The organism is Mycobacterium sp. SA01 (assembly GCF_041287105.1).
Classification (GTDB): domain Bacteria; phylum Actinomycetota; class Actinomycetes; order Mycobacteriales; family Mycobacteriaceae; genus Mycobacterium.
Genome location: NZ_JBGGNO010000018.1, coordinates 548,417 through 568,611, shown reverse-complemented (window position 1 = coordinate 568,611; position 20,195 = coordinate 548,417). Strand labels below are relative to the sequence as shown.

Annotated in this window: 20 protein-coding genes; 16 read left to right on the top strand and 4 right to left on the bottom strand. The window is 67.3% G+C overall.

The genetic code is table 11. The annotated features are described in order from the left end of the window. The first annotated feature begins 4 nt into the window (after window positions 1–4). Window positions 5–1,516, top strand: a complete 1,512-nt coding sequence (gene gatB / locus AB4879_RS15720) for an Asp-tRNA(Asn)/Glu-tRNA(Gln) amidotransferase subunit GatB (RefSeq protein WP_102806940.1) — start codon at window positions 5–7, stop codon at window positions 1,514–1,516. On the opposite strand, the gene AB4879_RS15715 is transcribed toward gatB, so the two are convergent. After that, entirely contained in the window at window positions 1,517–2,086 is a 570-nt protein-coding gene (locus AB4879_RS15715) for an HAD family hydrolase (RefSeq protein WP_370508341.1), read from the bottom strand. Between the two features lie 221 nt (window positions 2,087–2,307). On the opposite strand from AB4879_RS15715, the gene AB4879_RS15710 reads away from it, so the two are divergent. After that, window positions 2,308–2,958 carry a response regulator transcription factor gene (locus AB4879_RS15710; protein WP_115321020.1) on the top strand — a complete coding sequence of 217 codons (651 nt, stop codon included), beginning with the start codon at window positions 2,308–2,310 and terminating at the stop codon, window positions 2,956–2,958. Beyond that, a complete protein-coding gene (locus tag AB4879_RS15705) occupies window positions 2,955–4,163 on the top strand; it encodes a GAF domain-containing protein (RefSeq protein WP_370508287.1) in 1,209 nt (402 codons plus the stop codon). The genes AB4879_RS15710 and AB4879_RS15705 overlap by 4 nt, the downstream gene beginning before the upstream one ends. A gap of 2 nt (window positions 4,164–4,165) precedes the next feature. Here the strand turns inward: AB4879_RS15705 and AB4879_RS15700 are convergent, their stop codons facing one another. Then, window positions 4,166–5,224: an AraC family transcriptional regulator gene (locus AB4879_RS15700; RefSeq protein WP_370508286.1), complete on the bottom strand. Its 1,059-nt coding sequence runs from the start codon at window positions 5,222–5,224 to the stop codon at window positions 4,166–4,168. A gap of 201 nt (window positions 5,225–5,425) precedes the next feature. On the opposite strand from AB4879_RS15700, the gene AB4879_RS15695 reads away from it, so the two are divergent. The 9 genes from AB4879_RS15695 (at window position 5,426) to AB4879_RS15655 (ending at window position 13,991) form a co-directional block, all read left to right on the top strand. Further along, window positions 5,426–5,962 (top strand): DUF1641 domain-containing protein, encoded by a 537-nt coding sequence (locus tag AB4879_RS15695; RefSeq protein ID WP_370508285.1) that lies wholly within the window; start codon window positions 5,426–5,428, stop codon window positions 5,960–5,962. A gap of 84 nt (window positions 5,963–6,046) precedes the next feature. Then, window positions 6,047–7,018, top strand: coding sequence for a hydrogenase (locus tag AB4879_RS15690; RefSeq protein ID WP_036339240.1), 972 nt, complete (start codon window positions 6,047–6,049; stop codon window positions 7,016–7,018). Window positions 7,019–7,072: 54 nt separating this feature from the next. Beyond that, window positions 7,073–8,680 carry a nickel-dependent hydrogenase large subunit gene (locus AB4879_RS15685; protein ID WP_370508284.1) on the top strand — a complete coding sequence of 536 codons (1,608 nt, stop codon included), beginning with the start codon at window positions 7,073–7,075 and terminating at the stop codon, window positions 8,678–8,680. A gap of 104 nt (window positions 8,681–8,784) precedes the next feature. Then, the gene (locus AB4879_RS15680) at window positions 8,785–9,546 is read left to right on the top strand and encodes a hydrogenase maturation protease (RefSeq protein ID WP_370508283.1); all 762 of its coding nucleotides are present in this window, start codon (window positions 8,785–8,787) and stop codon (window positions 9,544–9,546) included. 5 nt (window positions 9,547–9,551) lie between these two features. Then, entirely contained in the window at window positions 9,552–9,797 is a 246-nt protein-coding gene (locus tag AB4879_RS15675) for a hypothetical protein (protein WP_370508281.1), read from the top strand. Between the two features lie 106 nt (window positions 9,798–9,903). Beyond that, complete coding sequence (locus AB4879_RS15670) at window positions 9,904–11,076, top strand: hypothetical protein (RefSeq protein WP_370508340.1); 1,173 nt, start codon at window positions 9,904–9,906, stop codon at window positions 11,074–11,076. After that, window positions 11,060–11,950: a NifU family protein gene (locus AB4879_RS15665; RefSeq protein ID WP_370508280.1), complete on the top strand. Its 891-nt coding sequence runs from the start codon at window positions 11,060–11,062 to the stop codon at window positions 11,948–11,950. The genes AB4879_RS15670 and AB4879_RS15665 overlap by 17 nt, the downstream gene beginning before the upstream one ends. Then, window positions 11,947–13,158, top strand: coding sequence for an NHL repeat-containing protein (locus tag AB4879_RS15660; protein WP_370508278.1), 1,212 nt, complete (start codon window positions 11,947–11,949; stop codon window positions 13,156–13,158). The genes AB4879_RS15665 and AB4879_RS15660 overlap by 4 nt, the downstream gene beginning before the upstream one ends. Next, on the top strand, window positions 13,155–13,991 hold the full coding sequence (locus AB4879_RS15655) for a hypothetical protein (protein ID WP_370508276.1): 837 nt from the start codon (window positions 13,155–13,157) through the stop codon (window positions 13,989–13,991). Before AB4879_RS15660 ends, AB4879_RS15655 begins: the two co-directional genes overlap by 4 nt. Before the next feature lie 12 nt (window positions 13,992–14,003). On the opposite strand, the gene hypB is transcribed toward AB4879_RS15655, so the two are convergent. Both hypB and AB4879_RS15645 read right to left on the bottom strand, forming a co-directional pair. Continuing rightward, a complete protein-coding gene (gene hypB / locus AB4879_RS15650) occupies window positions 14,004–14,789 on the bottom strand; it encodes a hydrogenase nickel incorporation protein HypB (protein WP_370508275.1) in 786 nt (261 codons plus the stop codon). 24 nt (window positions 14,790–14,813) lie between these two features. Further along, on the bottom strand, window positions 14,814–15,149 hold the full coding sequence (locus AB4879_RS15645) for a hydrogenase maturation nickel metallochaperone HypA (protein WP_370508274.1): 336 nt from the start codon (window positions 15,147–15,149) through the stop codon (window positions 14,814–14,816). Window positions 15,150–15,407: 258 nt separating this feature from the next. On the opposite strand from AB4879_RS15645, the gene hypF reads away from it, so the two are divergent. The 4 genes from hypF to hypE are packed head-to-tail and all read left to right on the top strand — an operon-like array spanning window position 15,408 to window position 20,146. Continuing rightward, the gene (gene hypF / locus AB4879_RS15640; RefSeq protein ID WP_370508273.1) at window positions 15,408–17,738 is read left to right on the top strand and encodes a carbamoyltransferase HypF; all 2,331 of its coding nucleotides are present in this window, start codon (window positions 15,408–15,410) and stop codon (window positions 17,736–17,738) included. Beyond that, a complete protein-coding gene (locus tag AB4879_RS15635; RefSeq protein ID WP_036339226.1) occupies window positions 17,711–17,986 on the top strand; it encodes a HypC/HybG/HupF family hydrogenase formation chaperone in 276 nt (91 codons plus the stop codon). The genes hypF and AB4879_RS15635 overlap by 28 nt, the downstream gene beginning before the upstream one ends. Further along, on the top strand, window positions 17,983–19,083 hold the full coding sequence (hypD, locus tag AB4879_RS15630) for a hydrogenase formation protein HypD (RefSeq protein WP_370508272.1): 1,101 nt from the start codon (window positions 17,983–17,985) through the stop codon (window positions 19,081–19,083). Before AB4879_RS15635 ends, hypD begins: the two co-directional genes overlap by 4 nt. After that, window positions 19,076–20,146: a hydrogenase expression/formation protein HypE gene (gene hypE, locus AB4879_RS15625; protein ID WP_370508271.1), complete on the top strand. Its 1,071-nt coding sequence runs from the start codon at window positions 19,076–19,078 to the stop codon at window positions 20,144–20,146. The genes hypD and hypE overlap by 8 nt, the downstream gene beginning before the upstream one ends. Window positions 20,147–20,195 lie beyond the last annotated feature (49 nt).

Below are 20,195 nucleotides of genomic sequence, written 5' to 3'. Positions count from 1 at the left end.
ACTCATGACTGCTGCTGCGCAGGCTGACCTGCTCGACTACGACGACGTCATCGCCCGCTTCGACCCGGTGCTCGGGCTCGAGGTGCACGTCGAGCTGTCGACGGCCACCAAGATGTTCTGCCCCTGCGCGACGACCTTCGGCGCCGAGCCCAACACCCAGGTGTGCCCGGTCTGCTTGGGTATGCCGGGCGCGTTGCCGGTCCTCAACGAGGCGGCCGTCGAATCGGCCATCCGGATCGGCCTCGCGCTGAACTGCTCGATTGCCCCCTGGTCGCGCTTCGCGCGGAAGAACTACTTCTATCCCGACCAGCCGAAGAACTATCAGATCTCGCAGTACGACGAGCCGATCGCCTTCGACGGTTACCTCGACGTCCCGCTCGACGACGGCAGCACCTTCCGCGTCGCCATCGAGCGGGCGCACATGGAAGAGGACACCGGCAAGCTCACCCACGTCGGCGGCGACACCGGCCGCATCCACGGTGCCACCACCTCGCTGCTGGACGTCAACCGCGCCGGGGTTCCGTTGATAGAGATCGTCACCAAGCCGATCGAGGGCACCGGCGAGCGGGCACCCGAGGTGGCTCGCGCCTACGTGACGGCGTTGCGGGACCTGCTGCGTGGGCTGGGTGTCTCCGATGTGCGGATGGATCAGGGCTCGCTGCGCTGCGACGCCAACGTGTCGCTGCGCCCGATCGGACAGCAGGAGTTCGGCACCCGCACCGAGACCAAGAACGTCAACTCCCTCAAGAGCGTCGAGGTGGCGGTCCGCTACGAGATGCGTCGCCAGGCAGCGATTCTCGTCGAGGGCGGCAAGATCCATCAGGAGACCCGGCACTTCGACGAGGGCGGCTTCACCTCACCGGGCCGCGACAAGGAGACCGCCGAGGACTACCGGTACTTCCCGGAGCCCGATCTGGAGCCGGTGGCCCCGAGCGAGGAACTGGTGGCTCGGCTGCGTGCCACGATCCCGGAGCTTCCGTGGTTGTCGCGCAAGCGAATTCAGGACGACTGGGGCATTTCCGACGAGGTGATGCGCGACCTGGTGAACGCGGGCGCGATCGAGTTGGTCGCCGCGACGGTCGAGGCGGGCGCCGGCAGTGAGCAGGCTCGGGCCTGGTGGGGAAACTTCTTGGTGCAGAAAGCCAACGAATCCGGCGTTGAGCTGGCAGCACTGCCGATCACGCCGGCTCAGGTGGCGAAGGTTGTCGCGCTGGTCGACGAGGGCAAGCTGTCGAACAAGCTGGCACGCCAGGTCATCGAAGGTGTGCTCGCGGGTGAGGGTGAGCCCGAGCAGGTGATGACCGACCGGGGTTTGGCGCTGGTCCGCGACGACTCGCTGATTCAGACCGCTATCAATGAAGCGCTGGCCGCCAATCCCGATATCGCCGAGAAGATCCGCGGCGGCAAGGTGCAGGCGGCGGGTGCGATTGTCGGCGCGGTGATGAAAGCCACCAAGGGGCAGGCCGACGCGGCGCGAGTACGCGAATTGGTCATGGCCGCGTGCGGCCAGAGCTAGCTAGGCGCTGAGTCGGCTGCGGTTGATCCACCACTGCTCGTGCAGTCGCCGACATCGGCCGGCTGAGAGCGGTTCGTCACCGTCGTAGCGGTCCAAGACGGCGGCCGCCCCGGCGAAGTCCCGGTTGCGGATGCCCAGGGTGGTGACGACGATCGTCGCGAGACCCGCCGAACGCGCGGTGTGGAACCCGGCGGGGGAATGCTCGACGGCCATCGCGGACTCGGGACCGACCCCGAGTTCGCACAGCGCCCGGTGATACACCTCGGGGTCGGGCTTGGGTCGGATGACGTCGTCGCCGGTGATCAGCACCTCGACCACACCGTCGCCGATGAGTTCGCGGACCAGTGGTTCGACCCAGTCGCGGGGACCTGCCGACGTGACGCCGACCCGGATATCGCCGCAGTGCAGGCTCCAGATCAGCTCACGGAACATGTGCGCATCGCGTTCGGTGGCCGCCCGCGGCGCGTCGAAGTCGAAAATGACCGCTTCGAGTTCGGGGGCGTCGTCATGCGCGCACCGCGCCCGATCCCACCAGAAGGATCGATTCCGGCTGATCGTGTCCAAAAGCATCGTGGCCACGGGGGAAGTATCGCGCGCAGCGTGAGGCGCAGCATCCCCCGTTCAGGGGAGAGGCGGGTGAGCCCCTCACCCGCCTCACGGTGGTGACACAGCTGACCTGTACGGCGAATTTCCAGCGAAATCACCTGTGGCAGTGCGTCTTCTGGGTAGTTGACAGGTGTCGAGTGGCATTGCGGTCCGGCAGGCGTGGTTGCGGCACTACGGTGTTGTCCATGACGGTGCGGGTGGTGCTGGTCGACGACCACGAAATGGTCATCGAGGGCCTCAAGGCGATGCTCGCGCCGTTCGGTGACCGAGTCGAGGTGGTGGGCGAAGCGGTGGGGGCCGAGAAGGCCATGGCCGTCATCTTCGACCTCCAACCCGACATCGTGTTGTGCGACGTACGGATGCAGGGTGCCAGCGGTCTGGACCTGTGCCGGGAGATCCGCAAGCGCGATCCCCAGCGCAAAGTCATCCTGCTCTCGGTCTACGACGACGAGCAGTACCTGTTCCAGGCCATGCGTGTCGGCGCATCGGGCTACCTACTCAAGGGCATCAGCAGCGACGAGCTGGTACGCCAGCTGGAAGGTGTGCACGCAGGCTCGACGGCGATCGACGCCGGGCTGGCAGCGCGGGCGGCCGAGACTGCCGCGCGGCTGCAGAGTGACCAATTCTGGCCCGGCGCCCGGCACGGCCTCACCCAGCGCGAGAGCGAGATCCTGTCGCTGGTGGTGACCGGGCTGTCGAATCGGGGAATCGCGGGCAAGCTGGTGATCGGTGAGGAGACCGTCAAGACCCACCTCAGTTCCATCTATCGCAAGCTGGGAGTCAGTGACCGCACCAGCGCCGCGGCAACGGCCTTGCGGGAAGGCATTTTTCGATGAGCAGTCGCTCCGGCGGCGTCAGCCCGCACGCCGTGCACGGGCTGGTCGACGCCGACCGGGAAGTCGCTCTGCTGCTCGACATCATCGCCGCGACCTCAAGCGGGCCCGAGGTGGAACCGATGGCCGCAGCGGTGGCTCGGATGATCACCGCGGCAACGGCATCCGACGTCTGCTTCGTCCACGTCCTGGACGACACCGATCAATCGCTGACGCTGGCCGGCGCCACACCGCCGTTCGACGAGCAGGTCGGCCGTATCCGGATGCCGCTGGGGTCGGGCGTTTCGGGGTGGGTAGCCAGCCATCGCGAACCCGTGGTGATCGTCAGCGACAAGGAAGCCGATCCGCGTTACGTCCCGATCGCGGCGTTGCGCGGCAAGGACTTTGCCTCAATGGCGTCGGTGCCGATGGAAACCGAGCCCGGCGGTCTGGTGGGGGTGCTCAACGTGCACACCATCGAGCGGCGCGATTTCACCCCGCGCGACATCGAGCTGCTCCTCGTCATCGGCCGGCTGATCGCCGGTGCCCTGCACCAGGCCCGGCTGCACCGGCAGCTGTCGGCACGTGAACGCGCGCACGAGAATTTCGCCGAACAGGTGATCGCCGCTCAGGAAAGCGAACGCCGCAGGCTGGCCGGTGACATTCACGACGGCATCTCGCAGCGTCTGGTCGGGCTGACCTACCGGCTGGATGCGGCGGCCCGGGCCGTCGACGACCTGGATCAACCGGCGGCCGCCGAGCAGCTGGAAAAGGCAAGGGATCTGGTCGATCTCACGCTGGCCGAAGCCCGGTCGGCGATCGGCGGGCTGCGGCCGCCGGTCCTCGACGACCTCGGTCTGTTGGGCGGCCTGGCCAGCCTTGCCACCTCGATCCCCGAGGTCGACCTGGAACTGCACCTGGCCGACGAGCGGTTGCCCGAGCACATCGAGGTTGCGCTGTATCGCATTGCACAGGAGTGCTTTCAGAACGTCGTCAAGCATTCTCGTGCGTTGGTCGCCACCGTGACGTTCACCGTGCGGGACGGGGTCGCCAGGCTCGAGGTGGTCGACAACGGGGTCGGATTCGAGACCGGACCGCTCTCGTCGTCGGGTGGGTACGGCATGCTCTCGATGGCTGAACGTGCCGAGCTGGTCGGCGGCACCCTGACCGTCAGGTCGCGCCCCGGGGCGGGGACCACCGTCACGGTGAGCATCCCCGTCGAGGGCTGAACTCAGCGGCGAAGCGTGCCCGAAGGGGCTTCACCCCAACGCTTTCGGTATTCGACGGCGAAACTGCCGAGGTGGTTGAAGCCCCACCGCTCGGCCACCTGCGTCACTGTCACGCCGTCGGCGGGGATGGCGTCGGTCAGTTCCTCGTGCACCCGTTCCAGGCGGCGCTCCCGCACGTAGGTCATCGGCGTCATCCCCAGCTCCTCGCGGAACCCCTGCTGAATCGACCGGACGCTCATGTGCACGGCCTTGGCCACCGACTCCATGGTGATCCGCTCGGCGAGGTGGTCCTCGATATAGCTCATGGCGTTCTGCACGACGGCGCGGCGCTGGTCGGGCTGGGCCGGCGCCAAGAACTCCGCGTGATAGTTCGACGGTTGCAGATGCAACAGGCTGCTGATCACGAAGTCCTCCACCGCGCCGATGCCCTGGCCGCGCTGGATGAGTGATCCCTCGTGGAAGACCTCGGTGTGAATCAGCTGCACGGCGGCGTGCCAGCGCATGGCGGCCTCGGTGGCCATGTCGAACTCCGGGTCGAACACCAGCGGGCGGTCCAGTGCCCGGCCCAGCAATCGGGTCAGATGGGCGTCCAGTGCCCGCTCCTCGATCCGGATGATCAACTGTGGGGAGTCGTGGTCGAACGCCATCCGCAGCGACGCCCCCGGGCTGCTCACCACGGAGCGGATGGTGTTGGCCTCGAAGGAGTGGCCGCGGTGTTCGGCCATCGCCCGGCCGTTCATCGGCATGTGAACCGCGTAGTGCGGTCCGACCATCGGAATCTCGACAGCCGCTGCGACGTGCAGGTCGAGGTAGAGCAGGCTGACGTTGCGCAGCCGGACGCCGTGCATGGTCGCCGCGAAGCCGGTCGCGTCGCCTGCGACGGTGAGTCGAAGGGGCCCCAGGGTTTTGGCGATCAGCCTGGAGGCGGTTTTGACGTCCTCGGTATAGAAGATCTCGTTGTCGGCCAGCGCCGGGGGGACGCCGCGGGAGCGCACCTTGCGCCGGACCGGATTGCTGGTGCGCCGTACGTCGATGTAGCCGAGCCTGGTGAGCCGGGACATCAGCGCCTACCCGGGTGAACTCGCTGCGGAAGACCGGCCGCCGCTAGTGTCCGTCGCAATCGATCCGCCAGCCTCTCAAACATCGGTCGCGCTTGAGCGCGGGTAACTGTTCGTAATTCTGACAGTCATTGCGCGAAAGCGATAGGCAGCCAAGCTCCGGACGGCTACCTTCGGTTCAGGCCATACTGCCGGGAGGTGCGCATGACAGCTAACGGGCAGGCGGTTTCCGTCACCCCAGCGGACACCCTCCGCGATCGACTCGACGACCCCCATGTCGCGGCCGCACTCAACACCCTGCTCGACCACGCCGACGTGCTGGCCGTCCTGCTCAGCGGCCTCGACGGCTTGCTCAGCCGTGGCGACACCATCACCGACTCGGTGTCCGCCGCGGTCGTCGAGCTTCGGGGCGCCTCGTCGGCGGCGGTGGTGCCCGGCGCTGACGCGCTCAAGGGTGTCGACCTGCAGAGCCTCGCCACCAGTCTGGCCTCGTTGTCGGGCTCCGTCGTCACCGCCGCGCCCGCGCTGAACACCGTGCTGTCCTCGGGCCTCACCAAGCCGGAGACCGCCGCGGTGCTGGCCTCCATCGGCGACGCCCTCGGCGACGGCAAGGCCGGTGCGGCGAATCCACCCAAGGGCATCTACGGACTGTGGAAGGCCACCAAAGACCCTGACTTCGCGCGCGGTCTCGGCTTCCTCGTCGCCGTCGCCACATCCTTCGGCCGCCGGGTGAACCGGTAGTGCCCGCCCGTATGTCGCTCATGCGGTTGACCTTTGGTCGTCAATTCCGACCTGGCCCAAGGTCGCTCTCTGAGAGGAGTTCGAATGGCTTCTGTTCTGTGGTTCCAAGGAGGGGCGTGTAGTGGCAACACCATGTCTTTCCTCAACGCGGAGGAACCCAACGTCGTCGACCTGATCGTCGACTTCGGCCTGGATCTGATCTGGCACCCGTCGCTCGGGCTGGAACTCGGCAAGAACGCCCAGAAGGTGTTCTGGGACTGCGCCAAAGGCGAACGCCCGCTGGACATCTTCGTCTTCGAGGGCACCGTCATCGAAGCGCCCAACGGAACCGGGCGGATGGACATGTTCGCCGACCGGCCGATGAAGGACTGGGTCACCGACCTGGCCGGCGCCGCTCAGATCGTCGTGGCGATCGGAGACTGCGCCTGCTGGGGCGGCATCCCCGCGATGGAGCCCAACCCGTCGGCCTCAACCGGTCTGCAGTTCCACAAGCGGGACAAGGGCGGTTTCCTCGGGCCTGACTTCCGCTCCAAGATGGGACTTCCCGTCATCAACATTCCGGGCTGTCCCGCGCACCCCGACTGGATCACCCAGATCATCGTGGCGCTCGCCACCGGGCGCGCCGGTGACATCGCCCTCGACGAACTGCACCGGCCCGAGACGTTCTTCAAGACATTCACCCAAACCGGCTGCACCCGTGTGCAATTCTTCGAATACAAGCAGTCGACGATGTCGTTCGGCGAAGGCACCCGAACGGGCTGCCTGTTCTACGAGTTCGGCTGCCGCGGGCCGATGACGCACTCGCCGTGCAATCGCATCCTGTGGAACCGGCAGTCGTCCAAGACCCGCGCCGGCATGCCGTGCCTGGGCTGCACAGAGCCGGAATTCCCGCATTTCGACCTGGCGCCCGGAACGCTGTTCAAGACCCAGAAGGTCGGCGGTGTGATCCCCAAGGAAGTGCCGGAGGGATCCGATCACCTGACGTACATGGCGCATGCGGCGGCCGCCCGTATCGCCGCGCCGCAGTGGTCCAAAGAAGACATGTTCGTCGTCTAGACCCAGCGAAACCGCCAGCCCTGGTTCAGCTCTCACCTCTTGGAGGACTATCTCATGACCGCGCTCGACCTTTACGTCAGCCCACTGGGCCGTGTCGAGGGTGACCTCGACGTCCGGGTCACCATTGACGACGGCGTCGTGACGTCGGCATGGACGGAGGCCGCGATGTTCCGCGGCTTCGAGATCATCCTGCGGGGCAAGGACCCGCAGTCCGGTCTCGTCGTGTGCCCCCGCATCTGCGGGATCTGCGGCGGCAGCCATCTGTACAAGTCGGCCTACGCCCTGGACACCGCGTGGCGCACTCACATGCCGGCGAACGCGACGCTGATCCGCAACATCGCCCAGGCATGCGAAACGCTGCAGTCGATTCCCCGTTACTTCTATGCGCTGTTCGCCATCGACCTGACCAACAAGAACTACGCCAAGTCCAAGATGTATGACGAGGCGGTTCGCCGCTTCGCGCCCTACGTCGGCACCAGTTACCAACCGGGAGTGGTGCTTTCGAACAAGCCGGTCGAGGTGTATGCGATCTTCGGCGGGCAGTGGCCGCATTCGAGCTTCATGGTGCCCGGCGGCGTCATGTGTGCGCCCACGCTGTCGGACGTGACGCGCTCGATCGCGATCCTGGAGCACTGGAAGGACAACTGGCTCGAAGGCCAGTGGCTGGGCTGCAGCATCGACCGCTGGCTGGAGAACAAGACCTGGGACGACGTTCTGGCCTGGGTCGACGAGAACGAGTCCCAGTACAACAGCGACTGCGGCTTTTTCATCCGCTACGCCCTCGACATCGGCCTGGACAAGTACGGTCAGGGCGTAGGCAACTACATCGCCACCGGTACCTACTTCGACCCGACTCTGTACGAGAACCCCACCATCGACGGTCGCAACGCCGCGCTGATCGGCCGGGGCGGGATCTACGCCAAAGGCCAGTGGTACGAGTTCGATCAGGCCAACGTTCGCGAGGACGTCGCCCACTCGTTCTACGAGGGCAGCACGCCGCTGCACCCGTTCGACGGCGAGACCATCCCGGTGGACCCCGAAGAGGGCAGGAAGCAGGGCAAGTACAGCTGGGCCAAGTCGCCGCGCTATGCCGTCGGAGACCTGGGCACGATTCCGCTCGAGGCGGGTCCGCTGGCCCGGCGGATGGCCGCGGCCGGCCCGAACGCCGGAGCGCATCAGGACAACGATCCGCTCTTCGGTGACATCTACGCCAAGATCGGCCCGAGTGTGTTGGTGCGCCAGCTGGCCCGGATGCATGAGGCGCCCAAGTACTACAAGTGGGTGAGGTCCTGGCTCGACCAGCTGGACCTGAAGGAGAGCTTCTACACCAAGCCCGTCGAATATGCCGAGGGCAAGGGATTCGGCTCCACCGAGGCGGCCCGCGGCTCGCTCAGTGACTGGATCGTGCTGGAAGACAACAAGATCAAGAACTACCAGGTCGTCACCCCGACAGCGTGGAACATCGGGCCACGGGACGGCAACGAGGTTCTGGGCCCCATCGAGAAGGCGTTGGTGGGTTCACCGATCGTCGATCCCGACGATCCGGTCGAGCTCGGACATGTGGCACGCAGCTTCGACTCCTGCCTGGTGTGCACCGTGCACGCCTACGACGGCAAGACAGGCAAGGAGCTCTCGAAGTTCGTCATCAACGGAATGGTGTGATCCCGGCGGTCGAGCCTGGGGCACACGACTCCCACAGCAACCCAGGCGGTTCCGATATCAGCAACCCCTCGCTCGATATCGGGCCGCCTGGGTGTGCGGTTCTGGTGGTGGGCTGCGGCAACCTGCTGCGCGGTGACGACGGTGTCGGACCGGTTCTGGTCCGGCACCTCTGGGAGCGGGGCGTGCCGGCCGGCGCTCGTCTGGTCGACGGCGGCACCGCGGGCATGGACGTCGCGTTCCAGATGCGCGGCGCCGAGCGCGTCGTCATTGTCGATGCCTCGGCTACGGGTGCGACGCCGGGGACCATCTACCGCGTCCCCGGCGAGGAGCTGGCCGACCTGCCGCCCCTGCAGGGCTTGCACACCCACTCGTTCCGGTGGGATCACGCGATCGCGTTCGCGCACTGGGCGCTGGCCGATGCCTGCCCCAGCGATATCACGGTGTTCCTGATCGAGGCGGGCGGCGTCGAGCTGGGCGCCGACCTCTCTGAGCCGGTGCAGGCGGCGATGGAACAGGTGATCGATGTTCTCGAGCGGGACTTTTTTGGGCCGCTGCGACCTCCGCTCGGCGACGACGTCTCGGTACAGTTCACCGACGACGGATATCTGCGCCTCGATGCGGCATTGGCGGCCAACCGATTCCCCTCGGATGCCGTCGCGGCGATGGTGCGCGGCGACGACCTCTGGTTGTTCCCGCTGCGCGGGCCTCGCAGCGGGGGGCTGTTGCTCAAACAGCGCAACCCCGCGGGCGATCGGTCCCTGCTGATCCGTGAAGTGCTGGCGGATCGCCTCGTCACCGGCGTTCATCAGGCATCCTGGGACGATGCCCAACAGGCGTTGCGGATTCCGCTGGAGTCGGCGCGGTGATCGTGATGTGTGACGAGCCACGGCCGAAGACCACCGTCCGCATCGACAGCTCCTCCGACGAGGCCGTGGATGTGCAGACCGTCGTCGTGGAAGAACGGGGCCGGTGGGCGGTCGACATCGTCGTGGTCTTCGCCGACGGGGTGGTGCGCAAGCGCATCGACACCCACCACACCAAAGCCCGCGCCGAACTGTCGGCCCGACTGATCAAGCGCGCCGCCGAGCGCGATATCCGCGGACCCATCCACGGATGACGGGAGACGAGCAGTGACCGCCCTTGCCAACACCGAACCGGTGGACACCGACATCATCGCGGTGCGACCGCAACCGCTCGGAGCCTTCCCACTCCCGCTGGGATACATGCTGATTCCGGCATCGGCCGACACCGAGGACGCCCGCACCGCGCTGCTCGCAGGCAACGTACCGCAGTGGCCCGATGCGCTGCGAGCACACGAGCTGGCGCTGGCCGGTGATCGGGACGGCGCCCTGGCTGTTCTGGATGGCGACGACCCGGTCAGCCGATACAACCGTTTCGTGATGGACCCCGACGCCGACGACCCCGCGGAATTGCGGTCACTGCTGGGCGACTTCGGAGTTCTCGTCGACGTCGTGCTGTTCGCCGTCGGCCGTTCGGACGTCGCGCCGGAGCTGGGTTCAGCAGGCGCCGAACTTGCGGCCCTGGTGCTGTCGACCCAGGCCAGTAGCGCGTTCAACGACGGTGACGCGGCCCGGGCCACCGCGCTGCTCGACCAGGCGGCCGACGAGGCGGCCGCGGTGTCCACGCCGCTGTACGGGGTGCTGCTCGGTGCGGCGGCGTCGATCGCCGCCCACGGCGGCCATCCCGATGCCGTTCGGCGTTTCGAGACGGCGCTCAAGGGCCTCGAGGGTGCGGACGGTCTGCGCGTCGCTCGGGCCGAACTGCACCTGAACCTGGCGGGACTGTTACACGAACAGGCGCCGGAGCGGCCCGAGCTGCTGGCGGCTGTTGTGCCGCATTACCATTCGGCGCTTCAGTTGGTGCTGCGCGAGGAGGCCCCGTTGTTGTGGGCGTCGGCGCACGCCAACCTGGCGACCGCTTACCTCACCATGCCGATGACGGAGGCGTCCGGCCAGCTGCGGTTGGGGATCGCGGCGCAGTCGCTGCGATCCGCGCTCAAGGTGTACACCCGCGAGGACTACCCCGAGCAGTGGGCCAGCGTGCAGCTGAATCTGGCGAATTCGCTGGTGTACACCCCGTCGAAGCACCAGGCCGACAACCTGGTCGAGGCCGTCGAACTGTACGAAGCGGTCCTCGACGCGCGCAGCCGGGACAGCGATCCGATGGGCCGGGCACGCGTGCTGGCCAATCAGGGCAACGTGTTGGCGCACCTCGGTTCCTTCGATCAGGCGAAAGCCAAACTGTACGAAGCCCGGTTCCTGTTCGAGGAGCTCGGCGACGGCGATTCGGTTCGGGCGGTTCGCGGCGTCCTCGACGAGATAGCCCGGCAGGTCGCGCTGGGCAGGACGGACGGCAGCGATGTCGACAACCACTGAACGGCCGCTCGCCGAGCCGACTTTCGAAGAACTCGCCAAGCGTGTGGACGACGCGGTCGCCGCACTGGGTGACCTGGATCCATCGGCGCGCGCGGTTGCCGAAGAGCTCAAGGCGGCGATCGAGCAGATCCACCGGGCCGGGCTGGTGACCATGGTGCGCCGGATGCGGTCCGACGACGCCGCACGGGACGTGTTGTTCGAATTGGTCGACGATCCCACCGTGCATCTGTTGCTGTCTCTGCACGGGATCGTGCGGCCCGATCCGCTCACCCACGCCAACCAGGTCCTGGCCTCGGTGCGTCCGCAACTGCACAGCCACGGCGGGGACGTCACCCTGGTGCGGGTCGACGATGGCACGGCGTACGTCCGCCTGGAGGGAGCGTGCAACGGCTGTTCCATGTCTGCGGTGACGTTGCGCAACCTGGTGGAAGAGGCTCTGGTGCAGGGTGTTCCGGCGATCTCCGCAGTGGAGGTGCTGCCGAACGAGCCGACACCGACACTGATTCCCATCGAGGCGCTACGCATCGGGCGTGACCCGGCCGGTGAGGGCTGGGTCGAGGTGGGCCCGGCCGCTGGTCTGGCCGTCGACGAACTGTCGCCGCTGAGCGTGACGACAGCCGACGGCGAGCGCGCCGAGGTGATCGTGGTCAATGCGGGCCGGCGACTGTCGGCCTACCGCAACGAGTGTGCGCACGAAGCGCTTCCGCTGGACAACGCGATCCTCGATCTGGAGACCAACACGCTGACCTGTCCGTGGCACGGCTTCTGCTATGACGCGACATCGGGGGAGTGTCTCAGCGCGCCCGGCGCCCAGCTCGAACAGCTGCCGTTGCGTGTCGACGACGGTGTCGTCTGGGTTCGCGTCGGCGGATGAGCCGCTACACCGTCCGGCACAACGTGAGCGGACTGGGCACCCGCGTCGACGTGATACCCGATGTCGATCGCACCGGCGGCTGGTCACCCGCGCTGTGGCTGGGCGCGCCGGCACCTGGCGGCCTGGCACTTCCGCCGGCGAAACCGTCCCTGTCCTGGATGTATTCGCCGCGCGGCGTGTTTCTCGGCGACCGGCACCTGGTGGTGGCCGACTCGGGAAACCATCGCGTCCTGATCTGGCACGGCATACCCGACGACGACGAGCAGCCCGCCGATGTCGTGCTCGGACAACCGGATGGTGAGTCGGAGGGCCGAGCGGCCGGCGGCCGCGGTCCGGAACGCGGAATGAACCTGCCGACCGGGGTTCTGGTGCACGACGGCCGGCTCGTCGTCGCCGATGCCTGGCATCACCGGATCCTGGTGTGGAACACCGTGCCGCAGACGAGTGACGTGGCGCCCGACCTCGTGCTCGGCCAGCCCGATGCTGCCTCGGTGGTGGAGAACCGCGGAGGTGAATGCTCGGCGTCGACCCTGTATTGGCCGTTCGGAATCGGTATGGTCGGCCGGGCGTTCTGGGTTGCCGACACCGGCAATCGCCGGGTTCTCGGGTGGCGCAACGGGATACCCGACGCTGATCAGCCGGCAGATGTCGTGCTGGGTCAGCCCGACGCGGCGACGCGGGAGGAGAACCGGGGCGGTGCCGTCGGTCCGGCCACGTTCCGCTGGCCCCACGACATCACCGGTCGCGACGACCTGCTGCTGGTCGCCGACGCCGGCGATCACCGGCTGCTGGGGTGGTCACCCCCGCCGGAGGCCGACCGGGACGCCGATTCCGTGCTCGGCCAGCCGGATTTCACCAGCGCGCTCGAATGGCCCTATGGACCGCACACCGCGGACCGGTTGCGCTTCCCCTATGCGGCGTGCCTGGATCGCGACCGGCTGGCCGTGGCTGATACCGCCAACAACCGGATTCTGCTGTGGGACGGCATGCCTGACGATGGCCGCGGCGCCGATCACGTGCTGGCCCAACCGGATTTCGGCTCCAACGGCGAGAATCGGTGGACCTCGGTGCAGCGCGACACGCTCTGCTGGCCGTACGGCCTGTCGCTGCGCGGGGACACGCTGGCGGTCGCCGACTCCGGCAACAACCGGGTGATGATCTGGCGGCAGACGATGAGCGCTTGCGCGAAGAGCGTCGAGCCGACGTGAGACCGCGAATCATCCAGGGAGACGACCAGATCGGGTTCTACTGGTCGACACCGACCGGCAGCCCGACGTCGCTGCAGGCCCTGGTCGCCGTCGACGACGAACCAGACCGGCTGATGGCCACCCACCTCGAAGCGCTCGACGATGCGCTCATCATCGCCGCAGGCCGCTTCGGTGAGGTCTTGGGGGGTGGGCGGCCACCCGCCGATGCCGACGAACGTGACGGCCTTGTCGAGCTGTACCGAACCGTCGACCGGTTGTGCCTCGAATTCGCGACGGCACAGGAGTTGACCGGATTCGGTGTTGACCTGCGGGCCGGAAAGATCGTCGGCACGGCCGCCTTGTTCTCGATCCGGGCACGCCTTCCGCTGGACCTCCTCGGACCCGCGCCGTTCGACGGTGAACTCGACGATCCGTCCATCGGCGTCATCGGTGGCTTCGGCGAATTCCACCACGTCGATCCGGACACGCCATGGAAGGGCGGCCGCTGGGTGGTCCGTACCGAAGCGGGCCAACGCTTTCCGCTCACTTTGGCGATGCTGTTCTTCGACAGCTCCGGGGTCAACAAGGATGCCGCGCGCAAGGAACATCGCGACGCGTTACAGGCGGTGGTCACGGCGGCACGTTCCCCGGCTGCCGATCCGTTGACAGTGAGCTGTGCGGTGGACTGGCTGCTGTACGACTGGCTGATGGCACACCGCGAAGACCCGGATAGCGCGGAGATCGTCTTCCCCAAGGGATACGAGGACGACGCCGCTTTGGTGGTTTCGGCTGCAGCGACGTCCGTTTCCGCGCGGGCAACGTTCGATCCCGGCCTGCTGGGGCTGATCGCGTGATCGCGTGTCCGCTCAGGGCGCGGTGGCCGCCCCGGACGCAAAGCGGCGAAGCCACTCGAACCAGGCCTTCATGCCCTCGCCGGTGCGTGCACTCACCGGCAGGATCGTCGCCGTCGGATTGACCTCCCGGACCCGCGAAATGTAGGTGCCGACATCGGCATCCAGGTGGGGCACCAGGTCGATCTTGTTCAGCAGCACGATGTCGACGGAGCGGAACATCACCGGGTATTTCAGCGGTTTGTCCTCGCCCTCGGTCACCGAGTACACCATCGCTTTGGCGTGCTCGCCGACGTCGAACTCTGCGGGGCACACCAGATTGCCGACGTTCTCGATGATCACCAGATCCAGCTGCGGCAGCTCCAGGCCCTGCAGCGCGCGGTTGACCATCGGGGCGTCCAGGTGGCACTCGCCGCCGAAACCGTTGTTGGTGTTGAGCAGGGAGATCTGTGCGCCGCGACCGCCGAGCTTGGCGGCGTCGAGGTCGGTCGCGATATCGCCCTCGATCACGCCGACGGCGAGATCGTCGGCCAGCTCGTCGAGGGTGGCGGCCAGCACCGTCGTCTTCCCTGAACCCGGCGAGCTCATCAAGTTGAGCGCGCGGATTCCGTTGCTCTCGAAGGCCGCCCGGTTGATGTCGGCCCGGGTGTCGTTCTCGGCGAAGATGTGTTCGAGCACCTCGATCCGCTGCGAGCCGGTGACATAACCGCTGTGGTCGCCGTGGTCGTGGTCGCCGTGGTCGTGGTCATCGTGCTCGTGGCTGTGCACGGTGCCGTCGTCGTGACGATGAAACCTACCCATGCTGACCACCTTTCGCTTCGTAGGTCATGTCACGTCCAGTGAGGTGACCAGGAACTCGTTGCCCCGAACGATTTCCACGTCGGCGCTCTCACACTGCGGGCAGGACACCGTCCAGCGGGAGGCGATCTCCGAATGCTGCCCACAGCTGTGGCAGGCCACCTCCGCGGCGACGAACTCGAGCTCCAACTCGGCCTCGGGCATGCTCTCGTGATCGCGGACCAGCGTCCAGCAGAACGACAATGAGTCGGGCACCACCTGCCGCAGGGCGCCGATCTGGACCCGCACCACATCGACACGGCGGCCGGCCGCGTAGGGTCGCACCACCCCGGCAATTGCATGGCACAGCGACAATTCGTGCACTGTCGATCTTTCCGTTTTCCGAGTCGGGCAGGCCTGCACCCTACAGCGCCCCGGTGCCGCAGCCGAGGGCCTTTTGGACGGAAAAACGCAGACTTTCGCTGCGAGATTGTGATTGTGGACCCAGCATCGCGGGATTAGCGTGGTGGTGATCCACCCGCGTGGACAGCCCATCGGCGCGAGTGGCCTTCATCTGCTCAGGAGGTTCATGAGCATCGACTACTACCGGCGTTGTCCGGGGCCCGAGCCGACGGCGATCCGATGACTGTGCGGGTGCGTCTGGACATCGCCGGGGTGGTGCAGGGCGTGGGTTTCCGCCCGTCGGTGGCGCGGATCGCGGCCGAATACCGGCTCGGCGGCTTCGTGTACAACGACGCGGGGTCGGTGCACTGCGAGCTGGAGGGCCCGGCCGCCGACGTCGAGGCGGCGATCGAGGCGATCCGGTACCGAACACCGCCGATGGCGCGCATCGACGACCTGTCCCATCGGCACCTGGAACCGCACGGCGACAACGGCTTTGAGATCATCGGTAGCCAATGCGGCGACGAGTCGCGCACCCTGGTTCCGCCCGACATCGCGGTGTGCGCGGACTGTCTGCGCGAAATGCGGGACACGGCCGACCGCCGCTACGGGCACCCGTTCATCACCTGCACCAACTGCGGACCGCGCTACACCGTGATCACCGATCTGCCCTACGACCGGCCCGCGACCACGATGGCCGGTTTCCCGATGTGCCCGGCATGCGACGCCGAGTACCACGATCCGCTGGATCGCCGCTATCACGCGCAGACAATCGCCTGCCCGGAGTGCGGGCCTCGGCTGACGTGGCGGCCCGCCGGCGGTTCGCCGAACACCGATGATCCGATCGGTGCGGCGGTGGCCGCGCTGCGGGCCGGGCTGATCGTCGCGGTCAAGGGGATCGGCGGCTTCCATCTGGCCTGCCGAGCCGACGATCCCGCCGCCGTCGCCGAACTGCGCCGCCGCAAGAACCGGCCGGCCAAGCCGTTCGCGGTGATGGTCGCCGACCTGGCCGGCGCCGGCGAGATCGCCATGCTCGACGACGCGGTGTCCACCGCCCTGACCGCGCCGTCGGCACCCATCGTGCTGGTCGGCAGCCGGCCGGGAAGGGTGGCTGACGGTGTAGCTCCGGGCTTGACCGAGGTGGGTGTGATGCTCGCCTACTCACCGGTGCACCACCAGTTGTTCGATCGGCTGGGCCGTGTCCCGCTGGTGATGACGTCGGCGAACCGGGGGGGCTCGCCCATCGTGTTCCGCGATGACGATCTCGGCTGGATCGATGGGCTCGCCGACGCCGTGCTCACCCATGACCGTCCCATCCACGTGCCGTGCGAGGACTCGGTGGTGATGATCGACGACCGCGGTGCGCACGTGCCGCTGCGACGCTCGCGCGGATACGCCCCGCTGCCGGTGTCGGTGCCCGGCCCACTGCCGGAACGGGTCATCCTCGCCACCGGCGGCGACCTGAAAACCACTTTCTGTCTGGTGGGCGCGGACGGCCACGCCCACATGTCCGCCCATCTGGGCGATATGGCCGACCCGCGGACCCAGGGCTGCTTCGAGGCGGCGCTGGAGCATCTGGCGTTCATGACCGATCGCACCCCGGACGTGATCGCCTGTGACCTGCACCCGGGGTACGCCACCACCGCGTGGGCGCGGCGCTACGCCGAGGGCCGGCCCGTCCTCGCCGTCCAGCACCATCACGCCCACGCCGTCTCGCTGCTCGCCGAACACCGCCGGCTGGGTACGCCGGTCATCGCGGTCGCCTATGACGGCACGGGCTACGGCACCGACGGCACCATCTGGGGCGGCGAACTGCTGGCGATCACCGACGCCGCCCGCTTCACCAGGGTGGGTCACCTTCGACCGTTCGCGCTGCCCGGCGGTGACGGTGCCGTGCGCAATCCCGCCCGGATCGCTCTGGACCTGCTGCACCGGGCCGGTATCGAGTGGGCGGGCGACCTGCCGTCGGTGGCGGCGCTCGACGAGAGGTCGCTGCACATCCTGCGCCAGCAGATCCCGCGCGGCCTCGGCTGCGTCCCCACCACCAGCATGGGTCGGCTCTTCGACGCGGTGTCCAGCCTGCTCGGCGTCTGCCAGCAGGTCAGCTATGAAGGCCAGGCGGCGGTGGAGCTCGAGCACCTGGCTCGCCGGGGCGACGCGAGTCCGTTGGACTTCCGCGTCGCCGATGGTGTGCTGGACCCCGCACCGCTGATCACGGGGATCGTCGAGGGGCTGCGGCGCGGTACACCGGCTGCTGACCTGGCCGCCGGCTTCCACGACGCGGTGATCCGCGCGACCGCGATGGCAACCGCCGAATGCGCTCGTGCGGTGGGGATTTCGGTCATCGGACTGACTGGCGGCGTGTTCGCCAATCGCCTTGTGCTGCAGGGCCTGCGGCAGGTGCTCACCGCGGGCGGCTTCGAGGTGCTCAGTCACCGGGTCGTGCCGTGCAATGACGGTGGGCTGGCGCTGGGCCAGGCCACCATCGCCGCCGCGACGCTCGCCGATGGGCGCGCCTCGGCTGTATCGGAAAGGAACGGCGTATGTGCCTCGGAATCCCCGGCAAGGTGATCGAAATCTGGGAGGAGGCCGGCACTCGGATGTCGACCGTCGACTTCGGCGGAACCACCAAAACCGTGTGCCTGGCATATCTGCCCGACATGGAGATCGGCGAATACACCATCGTCCATGCGGGTTTCGCGATCACCCGACTCGATGAGGACTCGGCCAACGAAACGTTGCGGATGTTCCGAGAACTCGGCGTGCTCGACGAGGAACTCGGTGGCGCCGAGGGGCAGGGCAGGCGGGAGCCGGCATGAAGTATCTCGACGAGTTCCGCGATCCGGCCGCCGCCAGGACTCTGGTCGACGCTATCCGGCGCCAGGCCAGTCGCCCCTGGACGATCATGGAAGTGTGTGGCGGGCAGACGCATTCGATCATCCGGAACGGCATCGATCAGCTGCTCGACGGTGCGGTCGAGTTCATTCACGGTCCGGGGTGCCCGGTGTGCGTCACCCCGCTGGAGATGATCGATCGGGCCTTGGAGGTAGCCGCCCGCGACGACGTCATCTTCTGTTCGTTCGGCGACATGCTGCGGGTGCCCGGTAGCCGCCACGACCTGTTCAGTGTGCGCGCCCGCGGTGGTGATGTCCGGATCGTCTACTCGCCCTTGGACGCCACCCGAATCGCCGCCGACAACCCTGACAAGCAGGTGGTGTTCTTCGGCGTCGGGTTCGAGACCACCGCCCCCGCCAACGCCATGGCGGTGCTGCACGCCCAACGGCTTGGCCTGACCAACTTTTCGGTGCTCATCTCACACGTTCTGGTACCTCCCGCGATGACGGCGATCCTCAGTTCGCCCACCAACCGGGTGCAGGGGTTCCTGGCCGCCGGCCATGTCTGCACCGTGATGGGCACCGCGGAGTACGGGCCGCTCGTGGAGAAGTTCGGCGTACCCATCGTGGTAACCGGGTTCGAGCCGCTGGACCTGCTCGAAGGCGTGCGGCAGGTGGTCGATCAGCTCGAATCGGGCAAGGCCGAACTGCGCAACGCCTATCCGCGGGCGGTCAGCGACGCCGGCAACACGGTGGCGCAACAGACGCTTGCCGAGGTGTTCACCGTGGTCGATCGGCAGTGGCGCGGGATCGGCATGATCCCGAAGTCAGGGTGGGCGCTCTCGCCGCGCTACGCCGAATTCGATGCCGAACTCACGTTCGGCGTGGGGCACCTGCAGGTACAGGAGTCCGCCGAGTGTCACGCCGGGGAGGTGCTGCAGGGCTTGCTCAAGCCCAACGAGTGCCCGGCATTCGGCACCAGCTGTACGCCCCGTACCCCGCTGGGCGCCACGATGGTGTCCAGTGAGGGAGCGTGCGCAGCGTATTACCAATTCCGGCGGTTGGGGGCCGCTCATGTCTAATTCGGTGGGTATCGATCCGTCGGATTGGGTGTGTCCGTTGCCATTACGGGAGACCAAACGCATTGTGCTCGGCCACGGCGGCGGCGGGATCCTGTCCGAGGAGCTGATCGAGAATCTGTTCCTGCCTGCCTTCGGCTCTGATGGTGGCCCGGCTCGTGACTCCGCGGTGCTGGCCGTTGCCGGTGGGCGGATTGCCCTGACCACCGATTCTTATGTGGTCAACCCGCTGTTCTTTCCGGGCGGCAACATCGGGGACTTGGCGATCAATGGAACGATCAACGACCTCGCGATGAGCGGTGCTCAGCCGCTGGGGTTGACCGCCGGCTTCATCATCGAGGAGGGTTTGGAGCTCGAGGTGCTCGGGTCCGTCGCTCAGACGATGGGCAAGGCGGCCGCTGATGCGGGCGTCGGCATCGTGACCGGCGATACCAAGGTCGTCGGAAGAGGCAGTGCGGACGGCCTTTTCGTCAATACCGCCGGTGTCGGTGTGATACCCGACGGCGTCCGCATCGGGCCTGAGCAAGCCCGTCCCGGTGACCACGTGATCGTGTCCGGCAATCTCGGTGAGCATGGCGTGGCGATCATGAGTGTGCGCGAAGGAATCGACTTCGGGACGACGGTGGTCACCGACAGTGCGCCGCTACATCTATTGGTGGCGGCGATGCTGGCGGCGGTGCCCGACCCGAACGTCGTACACACCCTGCGTGATCCGACCCGCGGGGGGCTGGTCGCCTCGACCGTCGAGATAGCCCGCGCCGCCGGTGTCGGCGTCGAACTCGACGAGCACCGGATTCCGATTCCCGATGCGGTGTCGTCGGCCTGCAGCTTCCTCGGGCTCGATCCGCTTCAGGTTGCCAACGAGGGCAAGTTGGTGGCTTTCGTCGACCCGGCGCACAGCGATGCGGTGTTGGCGGCAATGCGTTCCCGGCCCGAAGGTGCGGGAGCGGTTGTCATCGGCCGGGTGGTTGCCGACCATCCGGGCATGGTGGTCGGGCGCACCGCGTTCGGCACCACCCGGGTGATCGAACGTGAACTGGGCGAACAACTTCCGCGGATCTGCTGAGCCGTCAGCCCACAGCGGCGGGCGTGCGGCCGGCACGACGCGGTCGTGG

Excerpts from the sequence above, each read along its gene's own strand:
- gatB (WP_102806940.1), top strand. The coding sequence starts at position 5 with ATGACTGCTGCTGCGCAGGCTGACCTGCTCGACTACGACGACGTCATC.
- AB4879_RS15715 (WP_370508341.1), bottom strand. The coding sequence starts at position 2,086 with ATGCTTTTGGACACGATCAGCCGGAATCGATCCTTCTGGTGGGATCGG.
- AB4879_RS15710 (WP_115321020.1), top strand. The coding sequence starts at position 2,308 with ATGACGGTGCGGGTGGTGCTGGTCGACGACCACGAAATGGTCATCGAG.
- AB4879_RS15705 (WP_370508287.1), top strand. The coding sequence starts at position 2,955 with ATGAGCAGTCGCTCCGGCGGCGTCAGCCCGCACGCCGTGCACGGGCTG.
- AB4879_RS15700 (WP_370508286.1), bottom strand. The coding sequence starts at position 5,224 with ATGTCCCGGCTCACCAGGCTCGGCTACATCGACGTACGGCGCACCAGC.
- AB4879_RS15695 (WP_370508285.1), top strand. The coding sequence starts at position 5,426 with ATGACAGCTAACGGGCAGGCGGTTTCCGTCACCCCAGCGGACACCCTC.
- AB4879_RS15690 (WP_036339240.1), top strand. The coding sequence starts at position 6,047 with ATGGCTTCTGTTCTGTGGTTCCAAGGAGGGGCGTGTAGTGGCAACACC.
- AB4879_RS15685 (WP_370508284.1), top strand. The coding sequence starts at position 7,073 with ATGACCGCGCTCGACCTTTACGTCAGCCCACTGGGCCGTGTCGAGGGT.
- AB4879_RS15675 (WP_370508281.1), top strand. The coding sequence starts at position 9,552 with ATGTGTGACGAGCCACGGCCGAAGACCACCGTCCGCATCGACAGCTCC.
- AB4879_RS15670 (WP_370508340.1), top strand. The coding sequence starts at position 9,904 with ATGCTGATTCCGGCATCGGCCGACACCGAGGACGCCCGCACCGCGCTG.
- AB4879_RS15665 (WP_370508280.1), top strand. The coding sequence starts at position 11,060 with ATGTCGACAACCACTGAACGGCCGCTCGCCGAGCCGACTTTCGAAGAA.
- AB4879_RS15660 (WP_370508278.1), top strand. The coding sequence starts at position 11,947 with ATGAGCCGCTACACCGTCCGGCACAACGTGAGCGGACTGGGCACCCGC.
- hypB (WP_370508275.1), bottom strand. The coding sequence starts at position 14,789 with ATGGGTAGGTTTCATCGTCACGACGACGGCACCGTGCACAGCCACGAG.
- hypF (WP_370508273.1), top strand. The coding sequence starts at position 15,408 with ATGACTGTGCGGGTGCGTCTGGACATCGCCGGGGTGGTGCAGGGCGTG.
- AB4879_RS15635 (WP_036339226.1), top strand. The coding sequence starts at position 17,711 with ATGTGCCTCGGAATCCCCGGCAAGGTGATCGAAATCTGGGAGGAGGCC.
- hypD (WP_370508272.1), top strand. The coding sequence starts at position 17,983 with ATGAAGTATCTCGACGAGTTCCGCGATCCGGCCGCCGCCAGGACTCTG.
- hypE (WP_370508271.1), top strand. The coding sequence starts at position 19,076 with ATGTCTAATTCGGTGGGTATCGATCCGTCGGATTGGGTGTGTCCGTTG.